This window comes from Pirellulales bacterium, assembly GCA_035499655.1.
Classification (GTDB): Bacteria; Planctomycetota; Planctomycetia; order Pirellulales; family JADZDJ01; genus DATJYL01.
Window position 1 is genome coordinate 1 of the sequence record DATJYL010000177.1, and the last position, 14,338, is coordinate 14,338.

The following is a 14,338-nucleotide window of genomic DNA, read 5'->3' on the forward strand; positions in this document are numbered from 1 at the left end:
GGCTTTGCGGCAATTTCCAAATGAAAATGGTCGCCATTCAGCACAACTGGTATTTACGGCCCACAGTATTCCGCTGGCAATGTCCGAGAAATGCCCATATGAACAACAACTTCGAGACGCTTGCCAATTGGTGGCGGCCGCCGTCGGGCAACCGAATTGGCAATTGGTATATCAAAGCCGTAGTGGTCCGCCATCGCAGCCGTGGTTGGAACCGGACATTAACGACCATTTACATAAACTCGCTGCCGATCATGTGCACGACGTAGTAGTGGTGCCCATCGGCTTTCTTTCGGACCATATCGAAGTGTTGTACGATTTGGATTTGGAGGCGAAACACACGGCCGAAACGCTAGGCATCAATTTGATTCGGGCCAAAACGGTTGGCACGCATCCGCGGTTTGTGCAAATGATTTGTGAATTGATATCAGAGCGAATGAATGCAGAAATTGAGCGGCCAGCGTTAGGCGCCTTCGGTCCGAGCCCTGACGTGTGTCCACCCGACTGTTGCCGCAAGTAAGAACAGGTAAAGTGACAAATGGTCAGCGATGATTTAATAGTCGCACGGTAAACACTTCACTTGGGTATTTGCCCTATTTTGGAATTATGGAATTACGAACTCTCGGCAACACCAACCTCCGCATTTCGTCCGTTGCGCTGGGCACGTGGCCCATGGCGGGCATGACCTCGCTGGACGTGAACGAAGCCGATAGCCTGGCCACGATTGCGGCAGCATTGGATGCTGGTGTCAACTTTTTTGACACGGCGTACTGTTATGGCTCCCACGGAGAAAGCGAACGGCTGTTAGCTCAGGCACTGGGACGTCGCCGTGCCGAGGTTGTAATTGCCACCAAGGGCGGAATTCATTGGGATGCGGCCGGACAGCGAATTTCTGATGCTCGGCCGGTCACTCTTCGACGGCAATGTGAGGAAAGCTTGCGGCGGCTCAATACCGATTGGGTTGACTTGCTGTACCTGCATGCGCCCGACCCGCAGATACCCGTGGCCGAATCGGCTGGCGAATTGAAGCAACTGATGGTCGAAGGCAAAACTCGGAGCGTGGGTGTATCGAATGCCACACTTCAGCAACTACGAGATTTCGCGGCAGTGTGCCCTATCGCCGCATACCAGCCCTGCTACAACATGCTACAGCGGGAAATCGAAGTCGATACGCTTCCTTGGTGCCGTGAGCATGGTATGGCTGTTTGCATCTATTGGCCATTGATGAAAGGATTACTCACGGCGAAGTTTGCTCGAAATCATCAATTCGACCCCCGTGACGGCCGACGAAAATATCCCATGTATCACGGGCAGGAGTGGGAAAGAAATCAAGCATTTCTGGACGAACTTCGGCAGATTGCTGCCGAAGCCGGCCACACTGTGGCACAAGTCGTTATCAATTGGACCATTCATCAGCCGGGCATAACCAGTGCTTTGTGTGGCGCCAAACGGCCCGCGCAAATCCAAGAAACCGCGGCCGCCATGAGTTGGAAACTCTCGGGAACCCACCTGGCCCGCATTAACGGCGCTATCCAACGGCGCGGCAAAATTGTTTCACGCACTGCGGTGTGAAAAGTCTCTCTCGTGCATTGATGTTTATCATAAACAATGAGCTGTTGCTAACCCGCAAGCAACCAAAGCCGCGAACGACTGCAATCATTCACTTTCGCTGAATTATTTATCACTGCAGCTATGCCGCGTGTTTTGCTGACTGCCTTTGAACCGTACGATCGCTGGAAAGCGAATGCCAGTTGGCTGGCGCTGGTGCATCTGACGCAAAGTTTGCCGGAGGAGCCCCAGATCACCACGCGGTTGTATCCAGTCGATTTTTCTGAAATGAAGGATCGTTTGGCCGCAGATTTATCGAGTAATTTTGACTATGCCCTGCATCTTGGGCAGGCCCCGGGGAGTTCGCGAATTCAACTCGAAGCGATTGGGCTAAATATCGGCGGTTCGAGCAGTCAATCGCCCGATCAGTTTCGGACGCTCACGGACGACGGACCGGTGGCGTATCGAAGCGAACTGCCGCTGGCAGATTGGGCGGTGAAGTTGCGGCGAGCCGGCATTCCCACACAAGTCTCTTATTATGCGGGCACTTACTTGTGTAATGCGACACTGTATTGGTCGCACTATTTGGCGGAACGAATGTCGCTTTCCACGCTGGCGGCGTTTATCCATGTGCCTTTGGATATATCGCAAGTGGTGAACGAACCGCACGGCACTGCCGCGTTGCCGGTAGCTGTATCTGCAAATGCTGTGCGCTTGATTTTGGAAGAATTGGCTTCCAGGCCGAAATCATAAATCTGCAATGTTCGAAGACGTGGCAACTTATTCGCGTCTGCGCAACACTTCTGGATTAACCACATTTTCCGGAACACCTCCTTGAAGACAAGTTGCCACTTGCCGTGCCGTACGCGATCGCAAATTCTCTAACGATTCGATCGACACGAAGGCGGCGTGTGGCGTAACAATTACACGACAATCGTTAAACGGCGGCTGCGTGAGATCAGGCGGTTCGGGGTCTTGCACGTCTAGTGCCGCGCCGGCCAATTGGCCGGCCTGAAGTGCAGCGGCCAAAGCCATTTGATCGATCAACCCACCACGGGACGTATTGATTAAATATGCCGTCGGCTTCATGAGCGCGAACTGCCGTGCGCCCATCATGTGCTTAGTTTCGGGCGTTAGCGGCACATGCAGGCTGATGTAATCGCTGTTCTGAATCAACTGGTCAAACTCGCACCATTCAACGCCGGAGGGCAGGTCTTGTTGCCTTTTTTGCGTGCGCCCTGAGGTAAGCACGCGCATTTTGAGAGCGATGGCTTTTTCAGCCAATCGGCGACCGATGTTACCCAGACCCACAATCCCCAAATTCTGGCCTTCTATTCGGCGCAAGGCAGGGCCATCTTGCAAACTATATCGACCCGATTTCGTTTCCTGGTGATAAAACGCAATTTTCCGTGACAACGACAATAGCAAGGCCAAAGCGTGCTCCGCCACTTCAATCACGCAGTAATCGGGCACGTTGGTAACCACGATGCCGCGGCGAGTTGCGGCGGCCACGTCGATGTTATCTAACCCAATACCCAAGCGAGAAATGATTTTGCATTGCTGGGCAACAGCGATCACCGATTCCGTCACTTTTGCCCAATTGGTCATTACGGCATCACAATCTGCAGCTAAGCGGCTCAACGTTTGGTCATCTTGTTGCGGCGCAACAATGAGTTCCGCGCCGGCTTTACGCAAGATTCCGCGTTCAATGCCCAAATCCGGCCATGCGTAGTCAGTTAACAATACTCGCAACATATGCACGTTCAAGGGTAAGAATTACATAGTGCAAAACAGTTTCGCGAAGGTTCGTCGCACACTGGACAATCTCAAAACACAGGCCAGCCACGCGAAGATAAAAAGCCCATCAAGCCAAATTGCTTCGGACCATTTCGCAACTCCATTTCGCGTGGGTAATAGGACTGTTATATACGGTTTCTTCCGGATTGTGTGTCAAAACTTTGCGACCACCTGGTTTCATGGTTAAAATAAATGTTTATAAGCAACGGACGCCAATCCGTCCCGAGCTTCAGGGGAAACTTCGATTTACAACTGGAATAAGTACGATGTTCTGGAGCGCTCACGTCTTCCGCATCCGGCAGCATACTCGCCGACCAACTCGTTGGACCCATGCACGGACACGAAATGCCCGATTTGAACAGTTAGAGCAAAAACGGGTTTTAACAGTTAGTTTTGACTCCGGTAGTGGTCTGCTGACAGTCAACGGCACCAGCGGGAATGACACCATTTTAATTGCCCCCACTAGCAACGGTATAAATGCCCAAGTCACGCTGAATGGGCAGATAATCAGCAACTCAATCCCCCCTGTTGCAATTAGCTCGATTAACCAAATTCAAGTGTTTGGGAGCGATGGCAACGATCTGGTCACGATCAAGAGCATCGACAAACCAGTCACTGTAGACGGTGGGACGGGCACCAACGAGCTAAGCATTATCGGCCATGCAGGCATCAATACCTTCGTGCTGGATACATCCTCTGTGCAGGTCAATGGCTTCGCCTACACGCCCGTAGGCACGAGTATCCAACTTTTGAACATTGCCGGACAAAACGCCAACGACATCTTCACCGTGAATAATTTTTCGGTGATTCCCACCGTTATTGACGGTTCCGGTGGCGTCAATACGTTACAGGGGCCGAATGTCGATACCACGTGGAACATCCAGGTTACCAACGGTGGTAATCTGAACAGCACGTTTCATTTCGGCAATATTCAAAATTTGACCGGCGGAACAGGCGACGACACCTTTCTATTGACCCCAGGAAAAAGCGTCAGTTCGACAATCTCCGGGGGCGCGGGCAACGACACCATTAGCTTTGCCGCCTCCACCACACCAGTCAGCGTGAACCTGCAAACTCACTCTGCCACAGGCGTTGGTCGCTTTTCGACGGACATCGAAAACATTATCGGCGGTGCGGCAAACGACACGCTAACAGGTCCGAATACTTTGATAAGTTCACCACTACCCAACACCTGGAATATTACCGGCGCAAACGCAATCACCTTTGACGGAGTCGGTTTCACCAGCTTTGAGAATCTAACCGGCGGTACTGTCGCCGACGATTTTGTTTTCGCCGATGGCGCCACGGTTTCTGGCAAAATCGACGGTGGCGCAGGCAGCAACACCCTGGATTATAGCGCGTACACAACGTCGTTGAATGTCGTGGCGTCAAACTTTGCACGAATCCAATCTGTGGTCGGCTCAACCATGACCGGCGTCAATGTCGACTTCATCGGGCCCAATGCCAACAATACGTGGAATATCACCGGAACCAACGCCGGCAACGTCGGCGGCATTTCGTTCACCAATGTCGACACGATTACAGGCAGCACGAAGAACGACACGTTCCTCTTCGCGAAGACCGGGCTAGGGGATATTACCGGGACGATCGACGGAGGCCCGGGCACGAATGTGCTCAATTATTCATTGCTCACAACGCCCATTACGATTGATCTCACGGCGAATAGCGCGACAGGGGCTGGCGGCATAGCGAACATCACCGGAGTAATTGGCGGCAGCAGCACGTCAACAATCGACACCGTGATCGGCCCCACGCCTGCCGCCGGCGCACAAAACACTTGGACCATCACCGGCAACAACGCGGGCAATATCAACGGCACGTTCACATTCTCCGGCATCGAAAATCTGACCGGCGGACCGATGGACGACACCTTCGTGATTCCCAACGGTAAGAAATTTTCCGGCCATATCGACGGCGGCGACACCACCAATTTCAACACCCTCGATTACTCCGCTTATACGACAGCAATTAACGTCAATCTGACGACCGGTACGGCAACAAATATCGCCGGGGGCGTCAGCAATATGACTGACATTTTAGGCGGCTCGGGAAATGACGTGCTGACCGGCAACACCAATGGCAATTTAATTTGGGGCAATGGCGGCAATGACATCATCAACGGCATGGGCGGCAACGATATTCTGGTCGGCGGCAATGGTAACGATACTATCACCGGAGGCTCCGGTCGCGATTTAATCATGGGTGGCGCCGGCCGCGACATTCTGAACGGCGAGGGCGGCGAGGACATTTTGATCAGCGGCACCACCAGCTTTGATACCGACGGTGCTACACAGAACGCTATTCTCAATTTCTGGATTTTGGATTCCATTACCACCACGGATTCGATGGGTAACACCACAACTACGCAGCTGCCTTTTGCCACGCGTGTGGCTGAGTTGCGTGCCGGAACCACTGGCGTCACCACCATTCCCACATTCGACTCGACGAATATCTTCGACGATACGTCGTCCGATACCCTCACGGGCGGCAGCGTCGTTACTCCCACGGACGACAATCTTGATTGGTTTTTTGCCACGCTCAGCGGTTCAAACCAAGATACCATTACTGATTTCTCCAGCGGCGAAGCTTTCAATTAAATTACATTCTGCATGTTGCCTGCCTTGTTATCCACTTGGCTCTAGGAAATGGGGCGCAGAATTCAGGTGGATTCCGCCCAAAAATGCCTTTCCCCTGCACAGCACACATCAGTAGTCCGTCCCGCAAATCAAACTATTATTCCCACTTTGCCTGTGGTTTTCTTGCTCCGAATCGCTCCAATGGTTTAAACTGGAATGCATTCAAACATTCGGCTGAGCAGGGGATCTATTGCCAGTGTTCAAACAGGCTTCTGAATTACGATTCATTGAAGGGCTGCAACGCTTGGCTGCACTGGTGGCATTAGCGTGCGCGTCAATGTCACTGCTGATAGTGCAGCCGGCAATGGGAGCCGACGCTGGGCAACTACCCGATTTTCATGAAAAAATCGAGCCAATTCTCGTCCAATATTGCTATGAATGCCACGGTTATGGAGAAAAGAAAGGGCAGGTGGTTTTCGATGAATTCAAGTCTGACGACGATTTGGTCCACAATCCGGACTTGTGGTGGAAGGTGCTTCGCAACGTCCGTTCTAACATCATGCCGCCCGCTGGAAATCCGCGGCCGTCCAGTGATGAACAACAGCTGCTTGCGCAATGGATCAAGTACAAAGCCTTGGGCATCAATCCCACTGATCCCGACCCTGGGCGCATCACACTGCGGCGATTGAACCGAGAAGAATACCGCAACACAATCCGCGACCTGATGGGGTTTGATTACAAAACGAGTGAAGAATTTCCGGCCGACGATACGGGCTACGGCTTCGACAACATCGGTGATGTGCTTACCGTCTCACCCCTCCTGCTGGAAAAGTATCTGAAGGCAGCCGAAACTATCGTGGCCGGCGCTGTGCCGACCGAACCCAAATCAATCGACGAACATACAATTCCTGGCAGCAGTTTTCGCGGCGCTGATGGAAAACTAAACGGCGGCCGGTTGTCGTTCTACGAACCAGCGGTCGTATCCCAGACTTTCCCAGCACAGCACTCCGGAACGTACCGCCTGTTACTGGATTTAAATGTCCAAGGCAACTTTGAATATGACCCTGGGCGATGCCGGATTACTTTCAAAGTAGACGGCCAGCAGGAAGTGCAGGAGGAATTTGGCTGGTACGACAGCAAGAAATTCCATTTTGAATTCCAGCAGCAATTGACCGCCGGCGAGCACCCGCTGACGCTAAGTCTAGAGCCGCTTACCTCGACCAATAAAAAAATTAACTCCCTCGAGTTGCAAATTCTTTCCGTGCAAGTCGAGGGACCCGAAGAGGATCAATACCGCGTACGAACCAAGAATTACGATCGGTTTTTTACTCGCGACGAACCACCCACAAGTCCAGAGGATCGCCGTGCCTACGCTCGTGAGATTTTGAGCCGATTCGCCAAGCAGGCTTACCGTCGCCCGGTGGATGATGAAACGGTTGAACGTCTGGTTTCCATCGCCGATTCCGTTTATTCCCAGCCCGACAAGCGGTTCGAAGTAGGGGTGCAACGGGCCATGGTAGCCATTCTGGCTTCACCCCGGTTTTTGTTCCGGGTAGAAGAATCCGAACCCAATCATTCGGGTGAGGCATATCCACCCTTGGACGAATATGCCTTGGCATCGCGATTGTCTTATTTTCTTTGGTCTTCAATGCCGGATAACGAGCTTTTTCAATTGACAGAGCGGGGCCAGCTAAGAAAGAATTTAAAGAATCAAGTTCAACGGATGATCAAAGACCCCCGTAGCGAAGCCTTCATCCAAAACTTCGTTGGCCAATGGCTTCAAGTGCGCGATGTGGAAGGCACGCCCATCAATGAGCAAGCCGTCATGGCTCGCGAGGATGACGACTTAAGAAAGCTGCTCGACGCTTTGCGCAATGCAGGGCCAGAAGTCGATCGACGGGCCATCTTCCGCCAAATACGCAATCGGCCTAATACAATCGAACTGAACGGAGAAATACGTCGGGCAATGCGGCAGGAAGCTGAAATGCTATTTGGATACATGCTCCATGAAGATCGCAGCGTTTTGGATTTAATCGACTGCGATTATACGTTCTTAAACGAAAAACTTGCGAACTATTACGGCATTCCCGGTGTGCAAGGCAGCGAAATGCGGCGGGTCGATTTGCCCAACGACAGCCCTCGTGGCGGAGTGCTGACCATGGGGGCGGTGTTGGTGGTTACATCGAACCCCGACCGTACGTCTCCCGTGAAACGCGGCTTATTCATCCTCGATAACATCCTTGGCTGCCCGCCCCCGCCGCCACCAGGCAATGTCCCCCTGCTGGAAGACTCGGAAAAGGGTTTTAAGGATCATCAACCAACCATGCGAGAAATTCTGGAAGTGCATCGCAGCCAACCGTTGTGCAGTTCTTGCCATGCACGGATGGACCCCATTGGATTGGGTTTTGAAAACTTTAACGCCTTAGGAAGATGGCGAGAAAAGGAACGCGGACAGCCGATAGAAACAACAGGGCAACTTTTAACCGGGGAAAAGTTTGAAGACGTCAAACAGCTTAAGGATATTCTGCTCAACCAATACCGCGAAGATTTTTATCGCTGTTTGACGGAAAAACTGCTTACTTATGCGTTGGGCAGGGGTTTAGATTATGATGATGTGGATGCAGTTGACCAAATTGTAGACCGCCTGCAGCGCGAAAATGGCCGGTTTTCCGCTCTCTTGACGGGAATTGTAGATTCGCCACAATTTGAGAAGAGGCGGAATCCGCCAGTGACCTCCACCGGTGAGCCAGTTCAAAAGCCCTAACTTATACTCGTGCCAGTAGGTATGGCTATGAAACATGGCAATTCCCAACATCTCTTGCATGCCACGCAACGGCAGGGCGATTTGAGCCGGCGGCACTTCTTGCAAAGTCTGGGTGTGTGTGTGGCGCTGCCCGCGTTTGAATCGTTGCTCCCTTCAAAACTGCGCGCCGCGGAAGTTATTACCAAGGTTGCCGCCGACGCCGCTGCTCCCTCCCTAGCAAGCACAGCAACCGGCGCGCCATTGCGTATGGCTTTTGTGTACTTCCCGAACGGAGCAAGGCAAGATTATTGGTGGCCGACTGTGACAGAAAACAGTCTTTCGTCCGGCCGCGCCGGCGTTCCCTATGGCAGCAATGATTTCCAATTCGGCCGCACGATGCAGCCCCTGGAGAAACTGAAGCAGCATGTGCAGGTACTCGATGGATTGGACCATCTCAATGCGACGCCCGGACCTGACGGCGCCGGCGACCATGCCCGTGCAAACGGCACCTTCTTGACCGGCGTCCGCGTGAGAAAAACCGCTGGCGCCGATATCCATGCTGGCGTCTCTGTCGATCAAGTGGCCGCCGTACATATTGGCCATCTCACAAGATTTCCTTCTTTGGAATTGTCGTGCGAGCCTGCCCGCAAATCCGGGAATTGCGATTCAGGTTACTCCTGTGCCTACCAATACAATATGGCCTGGCGTTCTCCCACTTCGCCGCTAGCCCCTGAAGCCAACCCACGCTTGGTATTTGAACGCTTGTTCGGGGCTGGACCACCGGGCCAACGCCAGGAAAATTACGTGCGTCGACAGCAGCAACAGCGTTCCATTCTTGATTTTGTGATGGACGACGCCCGGTCTTTAAAACGGAATTTGACCGGCCGAGATCAGCAAAAACTGGACGATTATTTGACCAGCGTTCGGGAAATCGAGCAGCGCATTGAAAGTGCCGCGCGATTCGGACCGCCACCCGACCCCGCCATGGACACCCCAGCTGGCATCCCGGCCAGTTATGAGGAACATCTGCACCTGATGTACAGCATGCTGGTGTTAGCTTTTCAAACCGATTCTACCCGCATCGCCACCATGATTATGGCACACGATGGCAGTAACCGTCCGTTCCCGGAACTGAACATCTCCGCGGGTCACCACGACTTATCGCACCATCACGGCAATGAAGAAATGCTGGCAAAGGTTGGTGAAATTGACGCCTGGTACATGAAGCAGTTCGCTTGGTTTTTAGACAAATTGACTCAAACCCAGGATGTCGATGGGCAATCGCTGCTGCGCAATTCGATGATTGTCTACGGCTGTGGCAATGCTGATGGCAACCGTCACACACACGTAAATTTGCCCATCGTGCTGGCTGGCGATGGCGGCGGCGGCTTATCGCCAGGCCGCTATGTGAAGTTCAACTCCATTCCCGCATGTAATTTATTTCTAAGCATGCTGGATCGACTGGGGGTCCAAGGCGTCGATCGCTTCGGCGATTCCACCGGTCGCGCCCAGGGAATTTGAAGCGAATTCAGCGCAACGGTGCCAAGGCCGTTCCAGTCTCAGCCTTATTGAGATCGCAAAACTGCTGATGAATAGCTACAAATTGGTCTTCGCAAGCGAGAAATGCCTTGACGATTCCGGGATCGAAATGCTTCCCCGCAGCGTCGATAATAATTGACCGGGCCACTTCGTGCCCGTAAGCTTCTTTATAAACTCGTTTGGAACACAAGGCGTCATAGACATCGGCCACCGCGACGATCCGACCGCACAAGGGAATCTGCTTGCCTGCCAATCCGTTCGGATATCCGCTTCCATCCCAATGTTCGTGATGCGTGGCAGCGATGTCCCGAGCCATCTTTAAGAATTTGGCCTGCGGATATTGCTCCAAAGCTGCTCCAAGCGTCTCGGCCCCTAGTGACGAGTGGGTTTTCATCACCTCAAATTCCGCCGCACTTAACAGACCAGGCTTAAGCAACACATGGTCGGGGATGCCTACTTTTCCAATATCGTGTAAGGGGCTGGTGGCGTAAATCAATCGCACGTATTCGGCATCAATCTCATCAGCATATTCAGGCTCACTAGCTAGCTGCTGCGCAAGCACCCGACAATAGCGCCGCACTCGATACAGATGGGACCCAGTTTCCGGATCGCGTGATTCGGCTAACTTCGCCAAAGCAAAGATGGTGACCTCGCGTGTTTCCAGCGATAACACCCGTTCGCCCCCCTGCACGCGCACCACTAACTCCGCCGAATCAAAAGGCTTGGTGATGAAATCGTCAGCACCGGCAGAAAGGCCCTCGACGGTTTCCTCAGGACTATCGCGGCTAGTCAGCAGAATCACATAAATGTAACCGGGAAATTCTCCGCGTCGAATGGCCTGGCACAACTCAACACCATTCATAAAAGGCATTTCCCAATCGGTAATAACCAACCGGCAAGTGCCAGCGCGAAGAATTTCCAGAGCCTCTGTGCCGTCGTTGGCAGTGAGCACCTCGAATCCGGCATGACGCAAGGTATTTGCGAGCATTTCGCGCGAGATTTCGTCGTCTTCTACAATCAGCACAACCATAATGAATCTGACAATTATTCAGTCAATGTTTTCTCAATCGTCGAGAATCGGTCCCGGATAATCTCCAAGCAACGACGAGATGCTTCCTTCACCAACAGTAATTTATCTTGCGCAAGTATGCCATTATCTTTTCGGCAAGCGGCTTCGAGATCGCTGGCGCATTGTCGCAAGGATCCCGCGGAAAGATTAGCCGCTAAGCCTTTGATGGCATGCGCCTGTGACGCAGCCTTCACTAGGAATCCATGCAAAATCGATTCTTCCAATTGAGCCAGATCGGAGGGGAGGTGTTCTATAAGTTTCCAAAGTATGCGTTGGACAAAATCAAGATTCCCCAAACAGCGCTGTGTCAGTTCTTCAAAGTTAATGGGAGCATTGTGATCACATTCAGATGCTTGCGAATGGATCGCAAACGGAGTCTGAGAAGTGCAGTTGTCTTGCGATATTTGTGATTGTTTCTCTACTCGCGTACGATCCATTCCCATCGCCGACTTCAAAATTCCGTCCAACAACTCGACAAGCTTCAGCGAATCTAGCGGTTTGGTCAGATAATCATCCATGCCGGCGGCCAAACATATCTCACGATCTCCTGCTACAGCATTCGCCGTGAGTGCCACGATCGGCACGCGGTAACAGCGCTCTCGCAATGCGCCCTGCGACTCAAGCCTGCGAATTTCCTGTGTCGCCGTCAGGCCGTCCATTTCCGGCATCTGGCAATCCATGAGCACCACATCGTAGGGTTGGGCCAGTAGACGTTCGATTGCTTCGCGGCCTGTGGTTGCTACCTCGCATCGAAAGCCCGCCCCTTGCAGAATTTCCAATGCCACAGCGCGATTAATTTCATTGTCCTCGGCGAGCAAAAGCCTACACTGTGATCGGGAGCTGTTGCTCTTTGTTGTTAATTTTGATTGCGGCATCTCAGCCGAGACTGATGCGGCATGAGTTGCGACCTGTTTGTACACCGTCGGTGCAGCAGCCGTTACGCCGCAACAATGTTTGCTTGCTACGGTTATAATTGCATCCAGGAGCCGCGATTGGCGTACGGGCTTGGTCAAAAAATCTGCGATATCCAGGTGATCGATATCGACATTCGCGGGCGCCATCGAAAGCGATGTCAACATCACCAGCGGGAGCGAGCGAAGTATTTCCTCGGCGCGGATGTGACGAGCCAGCTCAAAGCCATTCATTTTCGGCATATTGCCGTCGAGAACAGCAAGCGCAAACGGTCTGCCACGCATGGCGGCGTTGCGCAACATTTCCAATGCGGTTTGTCCATCAGGAGCTAGATTGGCACGAAAATGCCAATTGGATAATTGGCGGAACAAGATTTCGCGGTTTGTGGCATTATCATCCACCACCAAAATGCGCATGCCTTCCAACTCCACTGGCAACGTGTTTTGTTCCAAAACGGGCTCGATTTGTTTCTGGAGTGGCAGCCGGAACCAGAATGTCGAGCCCGAATTGAACTGACTTTTTACCCCGATCATGCCCCCCATTAGTTCCACAAGCTGCTTGGAAATGATTAATCCTAAACCAGTACCGCCGAATTGCCGTGTGGTGGAGGCGTCGATTTGCGAAAAAGATTGGAACAATCGGCCTAAACGATCTGCAGGTATGCCGATTCCAGTGTCCTCCACGGCCACCCGAATCACGCACCCTTGGTCGGTCTCCGATTCCAGCATTAAACGCACTTGAACTTGGCCTTGCCGCGTGAATTTGATGGCGTTATTCAATAAATTGACCATGACTTGTCGCAACCGATGCGGGTCGCCGCGCACGGCCGATGGTAATTCCGGCGACATGTTTAGCGCAAGCTCCAAACCTTTTTGCTCAGCTTTGGGGGCTAGCATTTCCAAAGCGCTTTCGATGAGCGAACGAAGATCAAAATTGATGCTCTCCAATTCTAATTTGCCAGCTTCGATCTTCGAAAAATCGAGAATCTGATTGATGACGCTCAGCAGTAAATCGGCCGAGGAACGAGCTATCGTCGCATACCTCTGCTGCTGCGGTGAGAGTGCAGAGTCAGCAAGCAAATCGAGCATGCCAATTACGCCGTTGAGCGGAGTACGTAATTCATGGCTCATATTTGCCAGAAACTGGCTTTTGGCACGATTGGCCGCTTCCGCTGCTTCTTTTTCTCGGCTCAGTCTTTCCGATTGCTTTCGCTCCGAAATGTCCACCACCGTGCCTTCATAGTATTCTAGTTCCCCACGTGCATCGCGCACTGCTCTGGCGCTTTCGGAAATCCAAGTTATTGTGCCGTCTCGCCGGTAAATTTCCGATTCAAAATTTGTGACAAATCCCGGATTTTCCATCAACCGAATGAACTCGTCGCGGCGTTTGGGATCGACATATAACTGGCGCTCGATGTCACCGATGGATTCAATCAATTCCTGTGGATTCTGGTATCCATAAATTCGCGCCAAGGCAGGATTGGCACTGAGATAATTTCCTTCGCGTGTAGTCTGAAAAATTCCTTCTACTGCGTTTTCATAAATACTGCGATATTTTGCTTCCGCTTGGCGCAGCGCTTCTACGGCTTGCTCGCGAGTTGCAATGGGCGGAGAACTTGCCTGAAACGCCACAAAGCGGCGATTTTGTAAAGCGATCGATGGTTTTTCACAAGCATCCATCTGGCGGCCAATGCGTAATAGGTCCGCAGTTAGCGCACCGGGGCCTCAAGCCACGCCGTGTGCCGGACTCACGGCTAACTGCAAACGATCTTTGGAAACTACCCAAGGTCTGACGAACCGCCGCCTAATTCGGAAAATCAGCACCTGCGACATGCCCACAGATGGGCCCTGTCGGGGTCATAAGTAGCGTAGCTTATGAATTGCGGACAGAATTGCGGCCCAGAGATAAATTGCTCATTTCCTGACGGAAAAACAGACCATAAGTCCTTGAATTTCAAGTTCTAGTGGATATTCTTCTGTCCTACGGTTGAGCATTGCCGCAAATTCTAAAAGAGGGGAACCGAAAAACGCTTCAGAAATCAACGCGCGTCTACGGCCACCTTTCGCAGGATAGAATGCCTGTGTCAGAAATATTGCGGGATAACGTGACCAGGCATAGCATGACAGAAACCAGCGA

General features: G+C 52.4%; 10 protein-coding genes. 6 read left to right on the forward strand and 4 right to left on the reverse strand.

What is annotated here, in order from left to right; genetic code table 11:
- The 3 genes from VMJ32_12425 to VMJ32_12435 form a co-directional block, all read left to right on the forward strand.
- Positions 1 to 517: ferrochelatase (locus VMJ32_12425; protein HTQ39826.1), on the forward strand; the 517-nt coding region annotated here is incomplete at its 5' end.
- 86 nt (positions 518 to 603) lie between these two features.
- Positions 604 to 1,569 carry an aldo/keto reductase gene (locus VMJ32_12430; GenBank protein ID HTQ39827.1) on the forward strand — a complete coding sequence of 322 codons (966 nt, stop codon included), beginning with the start codon at positions 604 to 606 and terminating at the stop codon, positions 1,567 to 1,569.
- Between the two features lie 120 nt (positions 1,570 to 1,689).
- Positions 1,690 to 2,298, forward strand: coding sequence for a pyroglutamyl-peptidase I (locus tag VMJ32_12435; GenBank protein HTQ39828.1), 609 nt, complete (start codon positions 1,690 to 1,692; stop codon positions 2,296 to 2,298).
- 27 nt (positions 2,299 to 2,325) lie between these two features.
- Here VMJ32_12435 and VMJ32_12440 read toward each other — a convergent pair whose 3' ends face one another.
- Positions 2,326 to 3,300, reverse strand: a complete 975-nt coding sequence (locus tag VMJ32_12440) for a C-terminal binding protein (GenBank protein HTQ39829.1) — start codon at positions 3,298 to 3,300, stop codon at positions 2,326 to 2,328.
- Positions 3,301 to 3,608: 308 nt separating this feature from the next.
- Here VMJ32_12440 and VMJ32_12445 point away from each other — a divergent pair, with 308 nt between their 5' ends.
- From VMJ32_12445 to VMJ32_12455, 3 genes are all read left to right on the forward strand, one after another.
- Positions 3,609 to 5,960: a calcium-binding protein gene (locus VMJ32_12445; GenBank protein HTQ39830.1), complete on the forward strand. Its 2,352-nt coding sequence runs from the start codon at positions 3,609 to 3,611 to the stop codon at positions 5,958 to 5,960.
- A 316-nt stretch (positions 5,961 to 6,276) separates the two neighbouring features.
- Positions 6,277 to 8,703: a DUF1592 domain-containing protein gene (locus tag VMJ32_12450; GenBank protein ID HTQ39831.1), complete on the forward strand. Its 2,427-nt coding sequence runs from the start codon at positions 6,277 to 6,279 to the stop codon at positions 8,701 to 8,703.
- A 27-nt stretch (positions 8,704 to 8,730) separates the two neighbouring features.
- Positions 8,731 to 10,203, forward strand: coding sequence for a DUF1552 domain-containing protein (locus VMJ32_12455; GenBank protein ID HTQ39832.1), 1,473 nt, complete (start codon positions 8,731 to 8,733; stop codon positions 10,201 to 10,203).
- Between the two features lie 7 nt (positions 10,204 to 10,210).
- Here the strand turns inward: VMJ32_12455 and VMJ32_12460 are convergent, their stop codons facing one another.
- The 3 genes from VMJ32_12460 to VMJ32_12470 all read right to left on the reverse strand — a co-directional run.
- Positions 10,211 to 11,251, reverse strand: coding sequence for an HD domain-containing phosphohydrolase (locus VMJ32_12460; GenBank protein ID HTQ39833.1), 1,041 nt, complete (start codon positions 11,249 to 11,251; stop codon positions 10,211 to 10,213).
- A 14-nt stretch (positions 11,252 to 11,265) separates the two neighbouring features.
- Positions 11,266 to 13,881, reverse strand: a complete 2,616-nt coding sequence (locus VMJ32_12465; protein HTQ39834.1) for a response regulator — start codon at positions 13,879 to 13,881, stop codon at positions 11,266 to 11,268.
- 234 nt (positions 13,882 to 14,115) lie between these two features.
- Positions 14,116 to 14,338: hypothetical protein (locus VMJ32_12470; GenBank protein HTQ39835.1), on the reverse strand; the 223-nt coding region annotated here is incomplete at its 5' end.